Source organism: Verrucosispora sp. WMMA2121, from assembly GCF_027460185.1.
GTDB lineage: Bacteria > Actinomycetota > Actinomycetes > Mycobacteriales > Micromonosporaceae > Micromonospora > Micromonospora palythoicola.
The window spans coordinates 1,429,536-1,449,759 of the sequence record NZ_JAPZBH010000004.1 but is presented as its reverse complement, the minus strand read 5'-3'; the positions used below and the strand labels follow the sequence as shown (position 1 = coordinate 1,449,759).

Genomic DNA, 20,224 nt, shown 5'->3' with positions numbered 1-20,224 from the left:
TTCGACCCGACCGGTCGGTCCGCTCCGCCAGAGGGACCGGTCGTCTCCGAACCGGGTGGACGCGCGGCGCCGGGCGCGGAAGACTGCGGCACGTGACTGGTGCGGTCCGGTTGGAGCCGGTGGACGAGCGGAACCTCGAACCGTTGCTCTCGGTGGCGGTGGCCGAGGCGGAGCCGGCCGACGTGATGCCGCCGGTGGAGGCGCCGGCCGGCTGGTCGAACGCGCGACGGGAGGCGTTCCGGGAGTTCCACCGGGCCAGCTTCGGCGGGCTGGACGCGCCCACCCGTAGCGCGATGTACGCGATCGTGGCGGGTGGCGAGGTGGTCGGCATGATCCGGATGAGCCGACGGGACGAGCCCGGTGTCGCCGAGGTCGGCATGTGGCTCGGCCGGTCGGCCCGTGGCCAGGGCATCGGCGCGGCAGCGTTGCGGGAACTGCTGCACCTTGCCGCGGCGGCCGGCATGCGGACCGTGGTGGCGGACACCGCGCCGGAGAACCGTGGCGCGCTGTCCGTGCTGGAGAAGTGTGGCGCGAAGCTGCGCGAGGCCGACGACCGGGTGTACGCCGAGATCTCGCTGGACGACGCCGCCGCCTGCTGACCGACGTGCTCAGCCGCGCTGTTCGGCGTAAGCGGCGAGCCAGGCGACCTGGGCCGGGTCCAAAGACGGGCGGACCCGCGACCGGGCCGCCGCGACGTGCTCGGCGGTGACCGTGGAGGCGGTCAGCGACTCCCGCATCGCGGCCAGCGCGGCCTCGCGGACCAGCGCCGCGCAGTCGGCGGCCGAGAACCCGTCCAGCTCCGTGCCGAGGGCGGGCAGGTCGACGCCCTCGGCGAGCGGCACGTTGCGCGCGGCGGCCCGCAGGATCTCCGCCCGCGCCTCGGCGTCCGGCGGCGGCACGTACACCAGCCGTTCCAGCCGACCCGGACGCAACAGCGCCGGGTCGACCAGGTCGGGACGGTTCGTCGCACCGACCACCACGACGTTGCGCAGCGCCTCCACCCCGTCCAGCTCGGTGAGCAGGGCGGCCACCACCCGGTCGGCGGTTCCACCGTCGGTGGCCTGGCCGCGTACCGGGGCGAGGGCGTCCACCTCGTCGAGGAAGACCAGCGTCGGGGCGGCCTCCCGGGCCCGGCGGAACAGCTCCCGTACCGCGCGTTCGCTCTCCCCGACCCACTTGGACAGCAGCTCCGCGCCCTTGACCGACAGCACGTTCGCCCGGCCGGTCCCGGCCAGCGCGGTCACCAGATAGGTCTTGCCACAGCCCGGCGGACCGTAGAGCAGCACCCCACGTGGCGGTTGCACGCCGAGCCGGGCGAAGGTGTCCGGGTAGGTCAACGGCCACAGCACCGACTCGGTGAGCGTCTGCTTGACCTCCGCCAGATCACCGACGTCGTCCAGGGTGACCCGGGCCAGTTCGAGGGTGGCGGCGGCCATGCTGGTCGGCCGCACCACCTCCAGGGCGGCGGTGAAGTCCGCCATCAGCACCGTGGGCGTCTGCGCCGACTTCTGCCGCAGCGCCGCGCGTACGCCGGCCTCACGGACCAGCGCGGCCAGGTCGGCGGCGACGAAACCGGGGGTACGCGCGGCGACCTCGTCCAGCCGTACGTCGTCGGCGAGCGGCACCGGGCGGGTCAGCACGGTCAGCTGCTCCCGGCGCAGGGCGGCGTCGGGCAGCGGCACGTCGATCCGCAACGAGAGCAGGTCGGGCGAGCGCAGGGCCGGGTCGACCGCCTCCGGCCGGCTGCTGGTGCCGACCACCGCCGCGCCGGCTTGTACGAGCTGGGCCACGCATCGCCGGAACACGGTCGCCACCGGTCCGGGCGCCTCCGCCGGGGCCAGCGCCTCCACGTCGGTGACCAGCAGCACGGCCGGCCCGCCGGCCAGCGCCTTGGCCGTCAGCGCCCGCAGCCGGGCCGCCGCCGAGTCGTTCGTCAACGCCGCGACCTCCGGTGCCCAGAGCGGATGCACCCGGGCACCGACCTGGGCGGCCACCGCCCGGACCAGGGCCGCCTTGCCGGAGCCGGCCGGACCACTCACCAGCACCCCGAGCGACACGGTGGTGCCCAGCCGGCTGAGCACCTCCCGATGGTGGAAACCGAGGTCGAGCAGCTCGGTCAGTTCCTCGGCCTGGGCGCGCAGGCCCGGCAGCTCGTCCACCGACGGCACGTCCAGGTCGTCCGTCCGGGCGGTCCCGGCTCGCCCGCCGCTGTCGGTCTGCCGTCCGGCCTCGCCGGCACGCCCGGCGGTCCACGCACTGCTGCCGTCGGGACCGGCCGCGCTCCCGCCGCCGGCCACCGTCCCGGTGCCCGTCGGCCGGCCGCCCGCGGTCCCGGTGACCCCGGTCCCGCCGAAGCCCGGTCGGTTCGTTCCGGCCGGGCTGGGAGCGACCGAGCCGGTACCGGCGCCACCGTGGGTCTGCGGGCCGTGCTCCCAGCCGACGAGGGTGTCCATGGTGACCAGCGCGCCCGGATCCGGCTCGGCGGCCAGCACCCGCAGCAGGGTGCTGGTCCAGGCGTAGCCGACCCGGGTGGCGAGACTGCGCCGGGCCGCCTCGACCAGGGTGCGGGTCGAGGCGTCCGGCAGCACGTCCTGCGGCAGCAGGGAGACGTCGTCGCCGGTGGTCAGCACCTTGCCGAGCAGCGCCAGCCGCAGCATCTCCGGGGAGACCACCGCGACGACCTCGGCCGGCCCGGTGAGCAGCACCCGGCGGGCCGGGGCGACCGGAGCCGGGCTGAGTCGCACCTGACCGCCGTCACGTACGCCGAGGTTGCCCAGCATCAGGTCGTCGGCGAGCAGCAGCGCCGCGCTGGCCGTGCCGTCGGCCGCCGCGACCAGGCCGGCGGTGACCCGTCGGCCGGCCAGCCGGACCGGGTCACCCGGGCGCAGCGCGAGGGCGGTGAGCGCCTCCGGGTGCAGCCGGACGATGCCCCGCCGGGCGTCCAGTGCGGCCGGCCGCAGGCTCGCGATCAGGGTCAGCTCGGGTTCGCCCACCGCCCGACCCTAGCGCCTGCTCACCCGTCGTCCGGTCAGCCCGCCGGCTCCTCCCCGGTGAGCAGGGACGGATCCCGGCGGATCAGCTCGGCCAGCCGGGCCGCCGGGTCGTCGCTGAGCCCGTCCTGCGCGGCGGACCAGCCGGGCACGGTCTTCACCGACAGCGGCCAGGACGGTGGCGGCGCGGCGGGCTGTCCGCTGACCGTGACCTCCCGGTCGACCCAGGACACCCGCAGGTCGTACGCCTGCCCGTCGTGCTCGACCCGAGCGGCGACGGACGCCCCCGGGTGCGCGGCGACGGCCGCGCGCAGCGCCTCGGCCACGTCCTCCACCGGATGCCGTGGCGGTGCCTCGTGGGCCGGTTCGTGCAGACCCGCCCAGCCGGGCCCCGCGTTGCGGCTGTCGGTCCGGCCCCAACCGGGGCCGGAATCGTGGCCCGGCTCCGGGCCGGGCTGTTCGTCGGCCGGCACGGTCGGATCCGCGGCCCGTCGGCGCAGCGCCTCCTCACGTCGACGCATCCGGGCCAGAGTCTCGTCCAGTCCGCCTCTCATCCGCCTCACCCCTTCCCACGAGGGGCCTGCGAGCCGGTCGGCTCAGGCCCGTTTCTCCCGGGTGGCCCGGTCCAGCGCGCGGTCCAGGACGACCAGCAGGGCGTCCCGGACCGAGAGCCGGTCCCGCGCGTCGAACTGCACCAGGGGTACATGTTCGCCGATCGCCAGGGCCCACCGGATCGCACCGAGGTCGTGCGCCAACCGCCCGTCGAAGGCGTTCACCCCGACCACGAACGGCAGTCCCGCCCGCTCGAAGAAGTCGACCGCCGGGTAGCAGTCGTCGAGCCGGGCACTGTCGACCACCACCAGCGCACCGAGCGCACCCCGGGCCAGGTCGTCCCACATGAAGCCGAAACGGGTCTGGCCCGGCGTACCGAACAGGTAGAGCTTCAGGCTTCGATCGATGGTGACACAACCGAAGTCCATCGCCACCGTGGTGGTGGTCTTCCCGGAGCGCTGACCAGGGTCGTCGACCCCGATCCCGGCGGTGGTCATCTCCGCCTCGGTGGTCAGCGGGGCGATCTCCGAGATCGAACCCACGGTGGTGGTCTTGCCGACCCCGAAACCGCCGGCCACCAGGATCTTCACCGGGATCGGCGGGGTCGCCCGGTGAGTACCCGGTGCGGCGGGCGTCGCGGCGGGCGGCCGGTACGGCGGCGGTGCCGTGGCGGCGTGCGGCGGTGGCGGTGGCGCGGTGGCCCGGCCGATCGGCGGCGGGGTCGGTACGGCACCGCCGTAGCGGGCCGCGGCGCTGTTGGCGGCGAGCGCGCCCGGCGGTGCGGCGGGCCAGTCAGGAGATTGCACGGAGTCCATCAATCACTCGCAGGATGACGTCGGGGTCGAGGGCGTCGTCGGCGTCGGTCACGTGTACGTCCAGGTGGCCGGCGGCGCGCAGGTCGCCCACCAGCACCCGGGTCACGCCGAAGTGCAACCGGGTCTTGGCGGAGATCTCGGCCACCGAGATCGGTTCACCGCAGAGCGCCACGATCGCCTGGAGTTCCGGGCTGAGCCGGGCGGCCGTGACGCTCCAGGGTTCGGTTGTCGGTCGGGCGGTCACCTGGGTCTCCAGGCCGATCGTGGGGTCGGCGCCGGCGACCCGGCCAGCGGTCAGCACGAAGGGGCGCGGGCCGCTCGGCCCGACCTCCTCCGCCTCCGGTCCGATCGCCGCCGGTGCGCCCGCCGGGCCGGCGGGGCCGGCCGGGGAGGACTCGCGCAGGTATGGCCGGATGCGTATCACCGGCTCCTGTTCGGCACCGGCGGCGTCGGGATTCATTGCTGTACGGAGTTCTTCAGTTCGGCGATCAGACGCGGGGTGAGCGCCCCGCCGGCCCGACCGGCGAAGAGGGTCATCTCGTAGGCGACGGTGCCCAGGTTCGCCGACCGGTCGGCGACCACGCCGAGCACCGAACCACTGCTGATCGCGCTGATCAGCAGATAGCCCTCGGCCATGTCCACCACGACCCGGTTCAGGCCGCCCAACGCGTACCAGCTGGCGGCACCGCCGGCCAGGCTGGTCATGCCGGAGACGACCGCGGCGAGACGCTCCGCGTTGGACCGGTCCTTGATCGCGGACATGGCCATCAGCAGGCCGTCGGACGACACGGCGATCGCCTCCAGCACCCCCGCCGTTCCGGAGGTGAAGGAATCCAGCAGCCAGTTGAAGGTGCGGGCCTCGGGGCTGAGGTCGCCGTGGCTCTGGTGGTCGAGGTTCTCGTGCACGTGCGGGCTGGTCAACGTGGCGTTCCTTCGTCGTCGCTGCGGTGGTTACGGACATCGCGCAGAGCCCGGGCGACGCCCGTCTCGAACGCGGTCATGCGATCGCGGACCTCGGCCGGGTCGCCCGGGTCCTGAGTGAGCGGTTGCTGTGGCAGTTGCTCGATCAGGTTGGCGCCGGGCACCCTGCGGGACAGCTGGGATAGCCCGGGGGGAGCCGGCGGCGCGACCGGCTGTGGCAGGGCGTCGGCCTGGCTCTGCTCGGCCCGGCGTACCCCCGACTCGAACGCCTCGACGGCGGCGCGGGCGGCGCTCGGATCGACGCCACCGGCGTCGATCGGGCCCACCCTCGGTGCCGTCCTGGGCAGGCTGGCACCCGGTACCCGCTGCCGGACGCCGGGCATCGGGGTCGGCGGAGCCGCCGACACCGGTGCGACCTGCGGCACCGTCACGGTCTCCGGGTCGAGCTCGGCCGGCTCCGCGCCGGACTTGCCGGCGGACTCCGGGCCGGTGGCGAACGCGTCCCAGGACTCGGACAGCTCCATGCTCTCGGACGCCCGGCTCAACAGCGTGGGGTTGAACCCGGACGGAGCCGCCGCCGGTTCCGTCGATGCGCCGACCAGGTCCACCGCCGCCGGGGCGTCCCGGTGTGGTGGCACCGGTTCGAGCTGGTGGCGGGCCGGCAGTGCGGCCACCGGGGCGGCCCGGCCGATCGGCGGGGTGGGAAGGCCGGCCGGCTCGGGCGTCCCGACGACAAGCGACGTACGCGGAATCTGGAGGGTGGCGGTGACACCGCCGCCCGGGGTGGCGGACAGACCGACCGCCCAGTGGTGCCGGCGGGCCAACCGACCCACCACGAACAGCCCGAGCACCTCGGTCGGCGCGAGGTCCAGCCGCTCCCGGCGGGTGAGCCGGGCGTTCTCGGCGGCCAGCCGTGCCTCGGTCATGCCGATGCCGTGGTCCACCACGGTGAGCTGTACGCCGTTCTCGGTGAGTTCGCCGCTGACCAGCACCCTGGTGTGCGGTGGCGAGAAGACCGTGGCGTTCTCCATCAGTTCGGCGAGCGCCAGCACCAGGTCACCGACGATCGCCGGTGCCGCCGCGGCCTCCGTCGGCACCTGGACGTCCACCCGGGTGTAGTCCTCGATCTCACCGAGGGCGAGGCGGGCCACGTTGGCCAGCGGAACCGGCGCGACGTGCGCGACGTCGCCCACCGCACCGGAGAGCACCACCAGGTTGCCCGCGTTGCGCCGCAGCCGGCTGGAGATGTGGTCGAGCCGGTACAGGTTCTCCAGCCGTCCCGGATCGGTCTCCTGCTGCTCCAACCGGTCGATCAGGGCGATCTGCCGACCGACCAGGTTCTGGGTACGGCGGCCGACGTGACCGAACATCTGGGCGACGTTGCGCCGGCTCGCCGCCTGCCGCTCCACCAGCCTGGCGGCGGTGTTCTGCACCCGTTCGAAGGCGCGGGCCAGGTCGCCGACCTCGTCCCGGGCGCGGACGTCGACGGGATCGAGGCGGACGGGTTGGGCGTTGTCGGTCTCGTCGTCGGCCACCCGGACCAGTTCGGACTCGGCGACCCGGGCGACCCGGTCGGCGGAGCGGGTCAGCCGGGTCAGCGGCCCGGTCACCGTGCGGCCGATGGCCAGGGCGAGCAGCACCACGCCGACCAGGATCACCGCGACCAGCGCGGTCACCCAGTACGCGCCGGCAAGCGCCGCCTGCCGTTGGGCGCGTACCTCGGCGGTCACGTCGGCGACCAGCTTCTTCTCGACGAACTGACCCAACGTGATCAGTGAGGAGACCGTCGGGAAGAGGGCCTGGATGGGGATGCCCGCCACCGCTGCCACCGGGTCGAGCGCGCTCTGTTGCAGGAACTCCGGACTGGTCCGGGCGTCCACGGCGGTCTGCTCGATGTTCACGAGCGCCTGCTGTTCCGGGGTGAGCAGGCCGAGCATCTTGTTGCTCTCCGACTGGAGCGTGGCCATGTTGGCCACGAACGCGGTGGCGAACCGTGGGTCCGGTGCGGCGGCGACCAGGACGATCAGGGCGCCACCGCCGCTGAGTCCCTCGCTCTTGCGCAGGATGCTGTCCAGCGCCAGCGTCTGCCGTCCGGCCGAGGTCCGGGTGTCCACGTCGTGCGGCAGCCGCAACGAGTCGATCAGGGCCACGTGGACCGGCCCGTACGCGCCGACCACCTGTGGCGGTGCCGCCTCGCCGGCCAGTACGGCAGTGCGTATCCCGGCCAGTTGCGCGACGCCGTCGAGCGCCCGACCCACCTCGGCCGGAAGCTCGTCGTCGAAGTCGACCCGGAGGTCGACGATTCGGTCGTCCACCTCCGCGATCTCCTGCACCAGCGTGCTGCGCTCGACCTGCCCGAGCAGGAGGCCGATGGCGAGCATGCGTTCCCGCTGCAGGTGCTGGAGCACGGTGCCGACCCGGCCGGCAAGCTGGACGGTCTGGTCGATCTCGCCGGCGCGCTGGGCCACCCCGGCTCGTTCCAGGACCACCGGCAGGGTCAGCCCCAGCATGCAGAGCAGGGGAATGGTCACCAGCAGGCTGAGCTTGCCCCGGATCCGGAGCCTACCGAGCAGCATCGAAGGGCCTCCACCGATCCGGCTCGTGGACCTGGCCGACCGGCTGCAGCGCCGGTGGCGGTTCGACGGGGCGGGCCCCGGCGGTGTCCCACCGGACACCGGGCGGCGGTGCCGGCGCGTCGCCGGCCGCCGGCGCGGCGGAAGTGTCTCGCGGACGGGACATCCAGGTATTGACCGCGAGCCCGACCAGCAGCAGTGCGGCAAGGCCGCCCGCGCCGAGAATCAGCAGGCGGTCCCGGTCCAGCCCGTCGAGCCGCTCCACCAGCAACCGGTCGATCTCGTCGAGCAGGACCGGTTGGAGCTGCTTCGCGGCCTGTTGGGCCTCGTTGCGGGCCGCGAGGAGCCGGGTCGTGTCCACCGTGCCGGCCCGGTCGACCGGCTGGGAGTGCAGGGCCATCGTCTCGACGGCCCGCTGGTACGCGTCGAAGGGGGTGAGCACGTTCGCGCCCAGGTCGGCGCTCTCCGTGTTCTCCACCACCGCCCGCAGGTTGTTGGCCAGGTCGTTGGCGGGTTGCAGGGCGGCGGCCCGGAGGGTGGCCAGCTGGCTGAGCGACTGGAGCCGTTCGGCCTCGGACCGTCGGTTCATCAGCACGGCCAGGTCGGTGAGGCGGCCGGCGGCGACCATCGCCTCCGGCATCTCCTCCGCGACGCCGTCCTGGAGGAAGTACGCGTCGACGCCGGTGTCCCGGATCAGGCCGGAGGTCTCCCGGACCTTGTTGTGCAGGGCCAGCAACAGGTCGGTCACCTCGCCGTACACGGTGAAGGCGGCCTCCCGGTCGGTCAGCGCGCGTTCGGGTAGCGCCTCCAACTTCGCGCGGAGTCCGGCCCACCGCTCGCTGGTGCTCAACTCGCCGCCGATCCGCGCGTCGACCGTGGCGGCCCGCTCGACCGCCTGGTCGAGGGTGTCCCGCCGCAGTGGCCGGCCGGTGACGGCGGCGCTCTGCGCGTCGACGAGCGCGTCGGTCACCGGCCCCAGGGCGCGGAGGTACTCGACGCCGAGCCGCTCCCGGGCGACGACGTCGCGGTCGGTGTCGACGAGTTCGTGTGCCTGTCCGACCAGGAACGCCACCGGCAGCAGCAGCGCGGTGGTGATTAGCAGCGGCAACAGCCGGCCCGGTGTCCGGGGCCGGCGACGGACCCGCGGAGCGGGAACGGTCATGGTTGTCTCCTCCGGCGTGGCGCAGGTTGTCCGACGGCGTCGACGAGCCGGTCCCGTGCGCCGGACCGGAAAACTAATCGAAGCGTGCTGACTTGGCCCCGGTCGGCGAGGGTCAGCTTTGCGTCACTTCGAGCGATGTGACTCACGGCGATCATTTCGCTCACGGTGGGTGCCGTTCCGCTGGAGATAGGCGTACTTGAGTATAGATTCGAGTGAAAGGCAGGAATTTCCGCGATGCGAAGTCGTCCCAAAGGTTCGCCGACTGGACGGTGTGCGGATGACCTTCGTCGGATGACGAACGGGCTACCAGAACGGACGTACGGCGGATCTCAGCTAATACTCAGGTTTCGGGCCGTACCGTGTGCCCAATGAGATCGCCGTTCTCGGCCGCGCGGCTCCGACGTGCCCTGCCCACCGGCCGCCGGGCCGTCGCCGCCACGGCTGCTGTCGTCCTGCTGGCGGTGGCCGTGCTCTGGGCGGTCCGGCCGGACCGGCCGGGCTTCCGTACCGAGTCCGCGATGCTCACCGTCCGGTCCGGACCGAGCGGTGACGAGCCGGTCGACCTGGACACCACGTTGTACCTTCCGCGAGACGCCGCGGCCGGCCGCACGGTGCCCGCGGTACTGCTCGCCCACGGCTTCGGCGGCACCAAGGAGTCGGTCCGCACCGACGCCGAGGAGCTGGCCGACCGCGGCTACGCCGTACTGACCTGGACCGCGCGTGGCTTCGGTCGCAGTGGCGGGCAGATTCACCTGGACAGTCCCGACCACGAGGTACGCGACGCCCAACGGCTGCTGGACTGGCTCGCCGCGCGCCCCGAGATCCGTACCGACGCCGCCGGTGACCCCCGGGTGGGCGTGGTCGGCGGCTCCTACGGAGGGGCGCTGTCCCTGCTGCTCGCCGCCCAGGACCAGCGGGTCGACGCGATCGTTCCCATGATCACCTGGAATGACCTGTCCCGGGCCTTCCTGCCGGAGAGCACCGGCGGCGAGCCGACCGAGGGCGTGTTCAAGTCGGGCTGGGCCGGCATCTTCTTCGGCGGCGGCGGAAACGTCGGCTCCGGCCCGGCCGGGATCTCCGGCACCGGCGCCGAGACGCCGGAGGGCGCGCCGGGTGCCGGGCCGCCCAGCCCCGCCCCGGGCCAGGGGCCCGGTACCGCACCTGGCGCGCCGACCGTCGGCGCTCTGCCCGATCCCTCCTGCGGACGGTTCGCCGCCGACGTCTGCGCCGCGTACCTGCGCATCGCCGCCACCGGCCGGGCCGACCAGGCCGCCGTCGACCTGCTGCGACGGTCCAGTCCGGCGGGGGTGCTGAACCGCGTCACGGCGCCCACCCTGCTGGTGCAGGGCGCGGCGGACACCCTCTTCCCGCTGGCCGAGGCCGACGCCAACGCCCGGGGGATCGCCGCGAACGGGACCCCGGTCCGGGTCGCCTGGTTCACCGGCGGCCACGATGGCGGCGCGGGACCACAGACCGACTCCGACCGGGTCAAGTTCCTCACCGCGCAGTGGCTCGACCACTATGTCGCCGGCGACGGTGCGGCACCGGGCGACACCTTCACCTTCTCCCGGATCGCCGGCTTCGACGCGATGGACCGTGGGCTGGTCGCCACCGGCTACCGCACCGACGACTACCCCGGTCTCGGTGGCGACTCCCGCGTCGAGGTGGCCGTGGCCGGCCCGGCCCAGCCGGTGGCCAATCCGCCCCGCGGCAACCCCGCCGCGATCTCCTCGGTGCCGTTCGCCGGCTCGTTGAGCTCGCTGCTCAGCGGGGTGGCCGGCGACATACCCGGGCAGCACGCCCGGTTCGAGTCCGAGCCGCTGACCGAGGCGGTCGACATCGTCGGTGCGCCGACCGTGTCGCTGCGCGCCGCGTCGAGCAGCGGCGAGGCCGTTCTCTTCGCCAAGCTCTACGTGGTCGACCCGGAAGGGGCGGCCACCCTGCCCAGCGGGCTGATCGCGCCGATCCGGCTCACCGGCCTGCCGGCGAGCGTCGATGCCGCCACGCCGGTCACCGTGACCCTGCCCGCGATCGTGCACCGGGTGGCGGCCGGTCACCGGCTCCGGCTGGTGGTGGCCACCTCGGACCAGGCCTACACGACCCCGATCGAGCCGGCCGTCCACGCGGTCGCGCTCGGCGACACCCCGGTCAGCCTGCCGACGGTCGACGCCGACCCGATCCCCACCGAGGCGGCGATCTGGCGCTGGATCCTGGTCGGGCTGCTCACCGCGATCGTGGTCGGGCTCGTCGTGCTCGTGGCCGTGCTACGCCGCCGGCACCGCCGTCAGGACACCTCGGTGCACCCGGAGTACGCGGACACCCCGTTGGCGGTACGCCGGCTGCGCAAGGAGTACGCCGACGGCTTCGTCGCGGTCTCCGAGGTGGACTTCGAGGTGCACCCCGGTCAGGTGGTCGGCCTGCTCGGACCCAACGGTGCCGGCAAGACGACCACGCTGCGGGTGCTGATGGGGCTGACCCAGCCGACCGCGGGTGAGATCTACGTCTTCGGGCACCGGCTGGTGCCCGGCTCGCCCGTGTTGTCGCGGATCGGTGCGCTGGTGGAAGGGCCGGGGTTCCTGCCGCACCTGTCCGGCCTGGAGAACCTGAGGGCGTACTGGCGGGCGACCGGCCGGCCGGAGACCGACGCCCACTTCGAACAGGCCCTGGAGATCGCCGGCCTGGGCTCCTCGGTGCACCGGCGGGTGCGCAAGTACAGCCACGGCATGCGGCAGCGCCTCGCCATCGCCCAGGCCATGCTCGGGCTGCCGGAACTGCTGGTGCTCGACGAACCGACGGACGGGCTGGACCCACCGCAGATCGCCGAGATGCGCCGGGTGCTCCAGCGCTACGCCACCGACGGCCGGGCGGTGCTGGTCTCCAGCCACCTGCTCGCCGAGGTGGAGCAGACCTGCACCCACGCGGTGGTGGTGAACAAGGGCCGGATCGTGGCCTCCGGCCCGGTCGAGGAGATCGTCGGCGACTCGCCGAGCGTGCTGTTCGAGGTGAGTGACCCGAGCGCGGCCCGGACCGTACTCGACGGCCTCGGTGGCGTACGGATCCTCGACGACGCCGACGGGCAGTTGGTGGTCGACACCAACGGCACCGCCCGCAGCGAGGTGGTCGCGGAGCTGGTCCGGGCCGGGATCGCGGTGGACCGGGTGGTGCCCCGGCGTCGCCTGGAGGATGCCTTCCTCGCCCTGGTGGGCGAGAACTCTCGGGGAAGCGGGGACCGGTGATGGCGGGATCGACTGTCGAGCCGACGCGGGACACGACGACCGTTGCCGCCTCGGGTGCGGCGGCCGGTTACCGGCCCGCCCGGACGCTGCCGTTCGGCGCGGAGTTCCGCCGGCAGGCGTCGCGCCGGCGTACCCAGTTGGCGCTGGGCTTCATGGTGCTGTTGCCACTGATCATCCTGATCGCGTTCCAGTTCGACTCGAACGACGACGACAACGGCGGCGGAGAGTTCGGCAGCCTGATCGATCTCGCCACCTCCGGCGGGCTGAACTTCACCCTCTTCACCATCTTCGTGTCGGCCTCGTTCCTGCTGGTCGTGGTGGTCGCGTTGTTCTGCGGTGACACGGTGGCGAGCGAGGCGAGCTGGGGCAGCCTGCGCTATCTGCTGGCGATTCCGGTGCCCCGGGCCCGGCTGCTCACGGTGAAGCTGCTGGTCGCGCTCGCGTACTCGGCGCTGGCGCTGGTGCTGCTCGCCGGCACGGCACTGGCCATCGGCACCCTGCGCTACGGCTGGTCGCCGCTGCGCAGCACGGTCGCCGCCCAACTGGAGCCGGGCGAGGGGCTGCTGCGGCTGCTCGCGGTGCTCGGCTACCTGGCGATCGTCCTGCTGGTGGTCGCGGGGCTGGCGTTCCTGCTGTCGGTGACCACCGACGCGGCGCTGGGCGCGGTCGGTGGTGCGGTGCTGCTGTGGATCCTCTCCAGCATCCTGGACCAGATCACCGCGCTCGGCGTCATCCGGTCGTTCCTGCCGACGCACTACAGCACCGCGTGGTTGGGGCTGCTCTCCACGCCCGTGCAGACCGACGACATCGTGCGGGGCACGGTCTCGGCGATCTGCTATGCCACCGTGTTCTGGGGTCTGGCCTTCTGGCGCTTCACCCGCAAGGACATCACCAGCTGAGCGCGCTGCCCGCGACCGCTCGGCCACAGCCGGGACAGCTCAGAGCAGCGGGACCGGTGTGGTGGGTGGCGGGTTCGGGGTCGACGGCGTCGGGTCCGGCGTGCTCCGCGTCCGCTTCCGCCAGGCGCTGACCCCGACCCGGTCGGTGTTGCCCAGGTCGATCCGCCCCTCCATGACGACCTGTTGGGCGGGTCGGCCGCGCAGCGGGGCGACCTCGAGGTGCTCGGCGTTCGTCGCCACCACGGTCGGGTTGTCGACCAGGTTGCGCCAGAGCAGGGCGGCGCCGGCCGCCTCACCGGGGGCCAGCACCAACGACCGGGGTGGATCGTCGAAGCCGGAGGTGATCCCTTTCGCGCCCCGGATCACCCTGACCGGGATGACCTTGCCGTCGGCGTCCCGCAGGCTCGGCTCCGGATACCCACGCAGCCGGTAGGTGCGGTCGCCGCAGTTGACCAGTTCCAGGCCCATCGCCCGTAGCCCCATCGCGGCGCTGACGCCGCGGTAGGTGATCCGGACGCCGGAGTCGGGGCATTCGGACGTCGGGGCGGTGCTCCCCCCGAGATCGCCGTCGCGGGCGGGCAGGCGGTCGAGACCGCCGTCGCTGGGCGGCGTGGTGCCGGAGCTATTGGCGTCCGGCCCACTGGAGCCCGGGACCGGACCGGGTGGCGCCGCCACGATGTCGCCGGCCGGTGCACACCCGGCAAGCAGGCCGAACGCCGCCGCGATCGAGATCGGCACGATGCTGAGCCGACGACCACCGGGAGCCGACCCGCGGACCGTTGTGCGTGGCATCGGAGCATCGTCGCACCCGGCAGCGGCGGCCGGTGGTCCCGCCCCTCGCGTAAGCGGGCGGTAAGGAATTCCTCGTGGTGCTGCTCGCCGAAAGTTTCGGCCGCTAGACTGATTTTGGGAGCGTTCCCACCAAGAGAGATTGCATCGACAACTATCTATCAAGTCCGCATGCTGGTACCACCACCCCATTCGTAGGAGGTACCAATGCGCACTGACCGGTTCGGCGGGCCGGCCCTGTCCCTGTTCCGCATCGTCATCGGGTTGTTGTTCCTCATTCACGGCATGTCATCGGTCTTCGGCGTCTTCGGCGGCAACCGGGGTAGCGGCGAGGCGGTGCCGCTCGGCCAGTGGCCGGGCTGGTACGCCGCGGTGATCCAGCTGGTCTGCGGCGCCCTCGTGCTCCTCGGCCTGTTCACCCGGCCGGCGGCCCTGCTGGCATCGGGCTCGATGGCCTACGCGTACTTCGTGGTCCACCAGCCCGATGCGCTGCTGCCGCTGCGGAACAACGGCGAACTGTCCGTCCTCTTCTGCTGGGCGTTCTTCCTGGTGGCGGTGCTCGGCCCGGGCACCTGGGCGGTGGACAACCTGTGGCGCCGGGAGGCGGCGACGGTGGCCGTGGATCAGGCTGAACCGCGGTCCGTGCCGGCCTGACGGCGAGGCTCAGCGGCGCCGGAGGGTGCGGCAACGGCGCCGCTGAGGTTTCGCTCACAGGCTGGGATTGACAGGCGACGGCCGCGTCCGGATTGCCTAGACTCGGCGACACAACTGCATACCTCATCCAGAGGGGCTGAGGGATACGGCCCGACGACGCCCCGGCAACCACCTCGCGCGCTCACCGGTGAGCGTCCGGCGGGGCAGGTGCCAATTCCGTCCCCGCCGCAGGGTGCGATGCGGGGAAAGATGAGAGGACTTCGACATGACGTCGACGCTCGCCCCGTCCGGCATCGACACCGCCGCCAGCCCCGCTCGTGCCCTGGTCTGCCGGGCCTGTTCGGCCCGCTACCCGCTCGCCGCCCAGCACGCCTGTTACGAGTGTTTCGGCCCGCTGGAGGTCGACTACGATCCGGCCGTCCTCGCCACCGTCACCCGCGAGCAGATCGAGGCCGGGCCCCGCAACCTCTGGCGGTACGCCGCCCTGCTGCCCGCCGGCCAGGACCCGGCCACCAGGGTCACCCTGGACCCCGGGTTCACCCCGCTGGTGGCCGCCGACCGGCTCGCCGCCGAGTTGGGCATCACCGCTGCACTGTGGGTCAAGGACGACAGCGCCAATCCCACCCACTCGTTCAAGGACCGGGTGGTCTCGGTGGCGCTCACCGCCGCCCGCGCGCTTGGCTTCTCCCGGTTCGCCTGCGCCTCCACCGGCAACCTGGCCAACTCCGTCGCCGCGCACGCCGCCCGGGTGGGTACGCCGTCCGTGGTCTTCATCCCGGGCGACCTGGAGCAGGGCAAGGTCGTCACGACCGCCGTCTACGGCGGTGACCTCGTCGCCATCGACGGGTCGTACGACGACGTGAACCGGCTCTGCGGTGAGCTGGTCGAGACCGACGAGTTCGAGGACACCGCCTTCGTCAACGTCAACGTGCGGCCGTACTACGCGGAGGGGTCCAAGACGCTCGGCTACGAGGTGGCCGAGCAACTCGGTTGGCGGATCCCCGCCCAGGTGGTCATCCCGATGGCCTCCGGTGAGCTGCTCACCAAAATCGACAAGGCGTTCAGTGAGCTGGTCGAGATCGGGCTGGTCGAGGCCCCGGCCGGCGGCTGGAAGGTCTTCGGCGCGCAGTCGGCCGGCTGCAACCCGATCGCCACCGCACTGCACGCGGGCACCGACACCATCACCCCGGTCAAGCCGACCGGGATCGCCAAGTCGCTGAACATCGGCGACCCGGCGGCCGGGCTGTACGCCCTGGAGGCGGTGCGCCGCACCGGTGGCTGGATGGACCACGCCGACGACGACGAGATCCGGGCGGCGGTACGCCTGCTGGCGCGCACCACCGGGGTCTTCGCCGAGACGGCCGGCGGGGTGACCGTGGCGGTGCTGCGCAAGCTCGTCGAGTCGGGCCGGCTGGACCCGACCGCCGAGACGGTCGTGTTCAACACCGGCGAGGGGCTGAAGACCCTCGACGCGGTCGCCGGTGAGGTCGGTCCCACCCACCGGATCAAGCCTTCGTTGCGGGCCGCCCGGGACGCGGGCCTGTTGAGCTGACGAACGGATGAGTGAGCGGCATTTCGCAGGGAGTGAGCGAAACACGCCGCCAGGGACTTGACGACCGCAAACGGACGGCGCAAGATGCTCCGTGCGGGAGGGCGCTTCGCCGTAGACTTTCAGTCTTTACGACCCAGCGCCGGAGGCGTTGTGCGATCGTCCCTCCCGACCAACGTTCCGAGCGGGCCAGCGAAATTCGCTGGCCCGCTCGTCTGTCGCTGGCGCAGTCTGCCGGCATGACCATCACCATCACCTCGGTCGAGGCCGCCGACGAGGCGGCCGTCGAGCAGGCGTACCAGATCGGTGCCGCACAGGTGGCCGCCGATGAGCCGGACTTCCCACCCATGTGCCGGCGACGATTCACCGCCCTGCTCCGCCATCCGATGCCGGGCTGCGAGACCATCATGCTGCTGGCGCGGATCGACGGTACGCCGGCCGGTTTTCTCCGGCTGGACCTGCCGCAGCTGGACAACACCGAGAACGCCTCCGCTGAGCTGATCGTGCATCCGGCGCTACGTCGCCGGGGCGTGGGCCGAGCGTTGGCCGAACACGGGCTCGGCCTGCTGCGCGAGCGCGGGCGTAAACGGGTGAGTGCGATGAGCCGGGCGGAGGTTGCCGGCGAGCCCGGTCGCCGGTCGCCGGGTAACGCGTTCGCTGCGGCCTTCGGCGCGGTCGACGCCCTGACCGACGTCCGGCGGCGCCTGACCGTCGCCGACCTGGACCAGGCGCGGCTGGACACGCTGCTGGCCGACGCCCGGATTCGGGCGGCCGGCTACGCGGTGTTGCGCTGGCGCGGGCGTACTCCCGACGACCTGGCGGCCGACGTGGCGTACCTCGACGGACGGCTGCTGGCCGACGCGCCAATGGGCGACCTGGCCTGGGAGCCGGAGCGGGTCGACGCCGAGCGGCTACGCGGCACCGAGTCGGCGCTGGATGCGCGCGGCCGGCGGCGCTACCACGTCGGCCTGCGCCACGAGGCGTCCGGTCGACTGGTCGCGTGGACGATGCTGGACGTCGGGGCGTCCGCGGACTGGCACTCGTTCCAGCAGATCACCATCGTCGACCCGGAGCACCGGGGCCATCGGCTCGGCCTGCTGTCCAAGATCGAAAATCTGCGGCACCTCCTTGCTCACGAGCCCGCCGTGCGGGTCATCGACACGTTCAACGCGGCCAGCAACGACCACATGATCACCATCAACGAACAGCTCGGGTTCCGGGTGCGGGACCGGTGGAGCAACTGGCAACTCGACGTGTGACCGGCGGGAAATCCGGTGGCGGTGCCCGCCGGCCGGCGGGCAGGCTCGCGCCATGGCCGTCACCGTCACGCCGTACGACTCCACCGACGCGGCCGCGCTCGACGCGGCGCACCGCGTCGTCGCGGCGGCGCAGGCCGTCGACCTGCCCGACCTGCCGGTGGGGGACCGGGCCGAGTTCGGGCTCCTGGTCGCCCATCCGCCGCACGGCAACGTGATCCACCAGGCGCTGGCCCGGCGGGACGGCGAGGTGGCCGGCCACCTGCGGATGCGGCTGCCGCAATTGGAGAACACCGGCATCGCCACCGTCGAGCTGACGGTGGACCCGGCGCGGCGGCGGCAGGGGGTGGGGCGGGCGCTGCTGGCGTACGCCCGGAAGGTGGCCGCCGAGCACGGCCGGCAGCGATTGATCGGTGAGACCCCGGGGCCACTGCCCGGCGGACCGGAGCGGGCGGCGCCCGGTGCGGCCTTCGCGGCGGCGGCCGGAGCGCAGGCCGCGCTGGCCGAGGTACGGCGTCGGCTGGACACCACGCGGCTCGACCAGGCGGCCCTGGCCGCGCTGCACGATTCTGCCCGCGCCCGCGCCGCCGGCTACCGGACGGTGGCCTGGCGAGGACCGGTGGCCGAGGAGTACGTGGTCGACGTCGCGCGGCTGGAGAGCCGGCTGCTCATCGACGCGCCGACGGGCGACCTCGCGATCGAGGCGGAGCGGGTGGACGCCGCGCGGTTCCGGGAGATCGAGCGGATCCAGCGGCTGCGGGGCCGACGGCGCTACCACGTCGGCGCGGTGCACGAGGCGACCGGCCGGATGGTCGCCTGGACGATGATCGACAGGGGTCCGTCCACGCCATGGCACGCCTGGCAGGAGATCACCATCGTCGACCCCGCACACCGGGGACACCGTCTGGGCCTGCTCGTCAAGGTGGAGAACCTTCGGCACGCGCTTGCCCACGAGCCGGACCTGGCCGCGATCGACACCTGGAACGCGGCGGTCAACGATCACATGATCGGCATCAACGAGCAGCTCGGCTTCCGCCCGGTCGACGCCTGGACCGACTGGCAGCTGACCATCTGAAGTTGTGACACGCCCCTACTGATCTGAGGGCTTCGTGTTGCATGATGGCGGGCATGACGGAGACCCCGCACCCCCTCTACGCCAGGCACGCCGAGACCCTCAACCGCGCGCTGACCGCGATCGCGGAGCGGGGGTACTGGTCCGCCTACCCGGAATCACCGAGCCCACGGGTGTACGGCGAGACCGCCGCCGCCGACGGCAAGGCCGCCTTCGAGGCGTACCTGGGTGCGGACTTCCCGCTCGACCAGCCGAGCGACGGCGACCGGGTCGCCACCGAGCACAGCCCGTTCGGCGTCCCGCTGGACGTGCGGTACCCGCACGCCGACGCCGACCAGCTGGTCGCCGCCGCGTCCGCCGCGCTGCCGGCCTGGCGGGACGCCGGCCCGCAGGCCCGGGTGGGTGTCTGCCTGGAGATCCTCGACCGGCTGCACCGGAACGTCTTCGAACTGGCCAACGCGGTGCAGTTCACCAGCGGTCAGGCGTTCGTGATGGCCTTCCAGGCCGGTGGCGCGCACGCCCTGGACCGCGCGCTCGAGGCGCTGGCCTACGCGTACGCGGAGATGACCCGGCACCCGGGCACCGCCGGCTGGGAGAAGGCCGCCGGCAAGGGCGACCCGCTGCGGATGTCCAAGACCTTCCACGTGGTGCCCCGGGGCGTGGCCCTGGTCATCGGCTGCAACACCTTCCCGACCTGGAACTCGTACCCGGGTCTGTTCGCCTCGCTGGTCACCGGCAACCCGGTCGTGGTCAAGCCGCACCCGCGCGCCGTGCTGCCGCTGGCCGTCACCGTCCGGTACGCCCGCGAGGTGCTCGCCGAGGCCGGCTTCGACCCGAACCTGGTGCTGCTGGCGCCCGAGGCCCCGGACGAGAAGCTCGCCTCGACGCTGGCCCTGCACCCGGCGGTCCGGATCGTCGACTTCACCGGCTCCACCGAGTACGGCGACTGGCTGGAGGCCAACGCCCGCCAGGCGGCGGTGTACACCGAGAAGGCGGGGCTCAACACGGTGGTGATCGACTCCACCGACGACTTCGCCGGGATGTGCCGCAACCTGGGCTTCACGCTGACGCTCTACAGCGGGCAGATGTGCACCACCTCGCAGAACATCCTCATCCCGCGGAACGGCATCGACACCGACCAGGGCCACAAGAGCTTCGACGAGGTGGCCGGCGGAATCGCCGCGGCGGTCGGCAAGCTCACCGGCGATCCGGCCCGGGGAGTGGAGCTGACCGGGGCGATCGTCAACGACGGGGTGCTGGAGCGGCTGGACGAGGTCGCCAAGGTGGGTTCGCCGGTGCTGGAGTCGCGTACCGTCGAGCACCCGTCGTTCCCGGACGCCGTGGTGCGTACGCCGACGATCGTGAAGCTGGACGCGGGTGACACCGCGACCTACTCGCGCGAGTGGTTCGGGCCGATCTCCTTCGCGATCGCCACCGACTCCACCGCGCACAGCCTGGAGATCCTGCGCTCGACCGTGGGTGAGCAGGGTGCGCTCACCGCGGCGGTCTACTCCACCGACGACGCGGTGCTGGACGCCACCGAGGCGGCGGCGATCGAGGTCGGGGTGCACCTGTCGGCCAACCTGACCGGCGGCGTGTTCGTGAACCAGTCGGCGGCGTTCTCCGACTTCCACGGCAGCGGCGCGAACGCGGCGGCCAACTCGGCGTTGACCGACGGGGCGTACGTGGCGAACCGGTTCCGGATCGTGCAGAGCCGCCGGCACGTCTGAGGTGTTGCGACGGTGGCTCCGGGGGT

At 72.9% G+C, this 20,224-nt stretch carries 16 protein-coding genes and 1 riboswitch; of the genes, 8 read left to right on the top strand and 8 right to left on the bottom strand.

Going from position 1 to position 20,224, the window contains the following annotated elements:
* Positions 1–92 precede the first annotated feature (92 nt).
* Positions 93–599, top strand: a complete 507-nt coding sequence (locus O7605_RS07420) for a GNAT family N-acetyltransferase (RefSeq protein ID WP_269738477.1) — start codon at positions 93–95, stop codon at positions 597–599.
* 9 nt (positions 600–608) lie between these two features.
* Here the strand turns inward: O7605_RS07420 and O7605_RS07415 are convergent, their stop codons facing one another.
* The 7 genes from O7605_RS07415 to O7605_RS07385 are packed head-to-tail and all read right to left on the bottom strand — an operon-like array spanning position 609 to position 9,013.
* The gene (locus O7605_RS07415; protein ID WP_269738476.1) at positions 609–2,993 is read right to left on the bottom strand and encodes an AAA family ATPase; all 2,385 of its coding nucleotides are present in this window, start codon (positions 2,991–2,993) and stop codon (positions 609–611) included.
* A gap of 35 nt (positions 2,994–3,028) precedes the next feature.
* Positions 3,029–3,544, bottom strand: a complete 516-nt coding sequence (locus O7605_RS07410) for a hypothetical protein (RefSeq protein ID WP_269738475.1) — start codon at positions 3,542–3,544, stop codon at positions 3,029–3,031.
* A gap of 42 nt (positions 3,545–3,586) precedes the next feature.
* Positions 3,587–4,357 (bottom strand): GTP-binding protein, encoded by a 771-nt coding sequence (locus O7605_RS07405; RefSeq protein WP_269738474.1) that lies wholly within the window; start codon positions 4,355–4,357, stop codon positions 3,587–3,589.
* Entirely contained in the window at positions 4,335–4,817 is a 483-nt protein-coding gene (locus O7605_RS07400; protein WP_269738473.1) for a DUF742 domain-containing protein, read from the bottom strand. Before O7605_RS07400 ends, O7605_RS07405 begins: the two co-directional genes overlap by 23 nt.
* On the bottom strand, positions 4,814–5,278 hold the full coding sequence (locus O7605_RS07395) for a roadblock/LC7 domain-containing protein (RefSeq protein ID WP_164448556.1): 465 nt from the start codon (positions 5,276–5,278) through the stop codon (positions 4,814–4,816). The genes O7605_RS07400 and O7605_RS07395 overlap by 4 nt, the downstream gene beginning before the upstream one ends.
* Entirely contained in the window at positions 5,275–7,854 is a 2,580-nt protein-coding gene (locus tag O7605_RS07390) for a sensor histidine kinase (RefSeq protein ID WP_269738472.1), read from the bottom strand. Before O7605_RS07390 ends, O7605_RS07395 begins: the two co-directional genes overlap by 4 nt.
* Positions 7,841–9,013: a hypothetical protein gene (locus O7605_RS07385; protein WP_269738471.1), complete on the bottom strand. Its 1,173-nt coding sequence runs from the start codon at positions 9,011–9,013 to the stop codon at positions 7,841–7,843. Before O7605_RS07385 ends, O7605_RS07390 begins: the two co-directional genes overlap by 14 nt.
* A gap of 368 nt (positions 9,014–9,381) precedes the next feature.
* On the opposite strand from O7605_RS07385, the gene O7605_RS07380 reads away from it, so the two are divergent.
* Entirely contained in the window at positions 9,382–12,249 is a 2,868-nt protein-coding gene (locus O7605_RS07380) for an alpha/beta fold hydrolase (RefSeq protein WP_269738470.1), read from the top strand.
* Entirely contained in the window at positions 12,249–13,148 is a 900-nt protein-coding gene (locus O7605_RS07375; RefSeq protein ID WP_269738469.1) for an ABC transporter permease, read from the top strand. Before O7605_RS07380 ends, O7605_RS07375 begins: the two co-directional genes overlap by 1 nt.
* 39 nt (positions 13,149–13,187) lie before the next feature.
* On the opposite strand, the gene O7605_RS07370 is transcribed toward O7605_RS07375, so the two are convergent.
* The gene (locus tag O7605_RS07370; protein ID WP_269738468.1) at positions 13,188–13,940 is read right to left on the bottom strand and encodes a DUF4232 domain-containing protein; all 753 of its coding nucleotides are present in this window, start codon (positions 13,938–13,940) and stop codon (positions 13,188–13,190) included.
* 204 nt (positions 13,941–14,144) lie between these two features.
* Here O7605_RS07370 and O7605_RS07365 point away from each other — a divergent pair, with 204 nt between their 5' ends.
* The 5 genes from O7605_RS07365 (at position 14,145) to paaN (ending at position 20,198) form a co-directional block, all read left to right on the top strand.
* Positions 14,145–14,591: a DoxX family protein gene (locus O7605_RS07365; RefSeq protein WP_269738467.1), complete on the top strand. Its 447-nt coding sequence runs from the start codon at positions 14,145–14,147 to the stop codon at positions 14,589–14,591.
* Between the two features lie 120 nt (positions 14,592–14,711).
* Positions 14,712–14,847, top strand: a riboswitch (SAM riboswitch).
* Between the two features lie 9 nt (positions 14,848–14,856).
* Entirely contained in the window at positions 14,857–16,143 is a 1,287-nt protein-coding gene (gene thrC, locus O7605_RS07360; protein ID WP_269738466.1) for a threonine synthase, read from the top strand.
* 236 nt (positions 16,144–16,379) lie between these two features.
* Positions 16,380–17,399, top strand: coding sequence for a GNAT family N-acetyltransferase (locus tag O7605_RS07355; protein WP_269738465.1), 1,020 nt, complete (start codon positions 16,380–16,382; stop codon positions 17,397–17,399).
* Positions 17,400–17,451: 52 nt separating this feature from the next.
* Positions 17,452–18,471, top strand: a complete 1,020-nt coding sequence (locus tag O7605_RS07350) for a GNAT family N-acetyltransferase (RefSeq protein ID WP_269738464.1) — start codon at positions 17,452–17,454, stop codon at positions 18,469–18,471.
* Positions 18,472–18,524: 53 nt separating this feature from the next.
* Positions 18,525–20,198: a phenylacetic acid degradation protein PaaN gene (gene paaN / locus O7605_RS07345; RefSeq protein ID WP_269738463.1), complete on the top strand. Its 1,674-nt coding sequence runs from the start codon at positions 18,525–18,527 to the stop codon at positions 20,196–20,198.
* Positions 20,199–20,224: the final 26 nt, after the last annotated feature.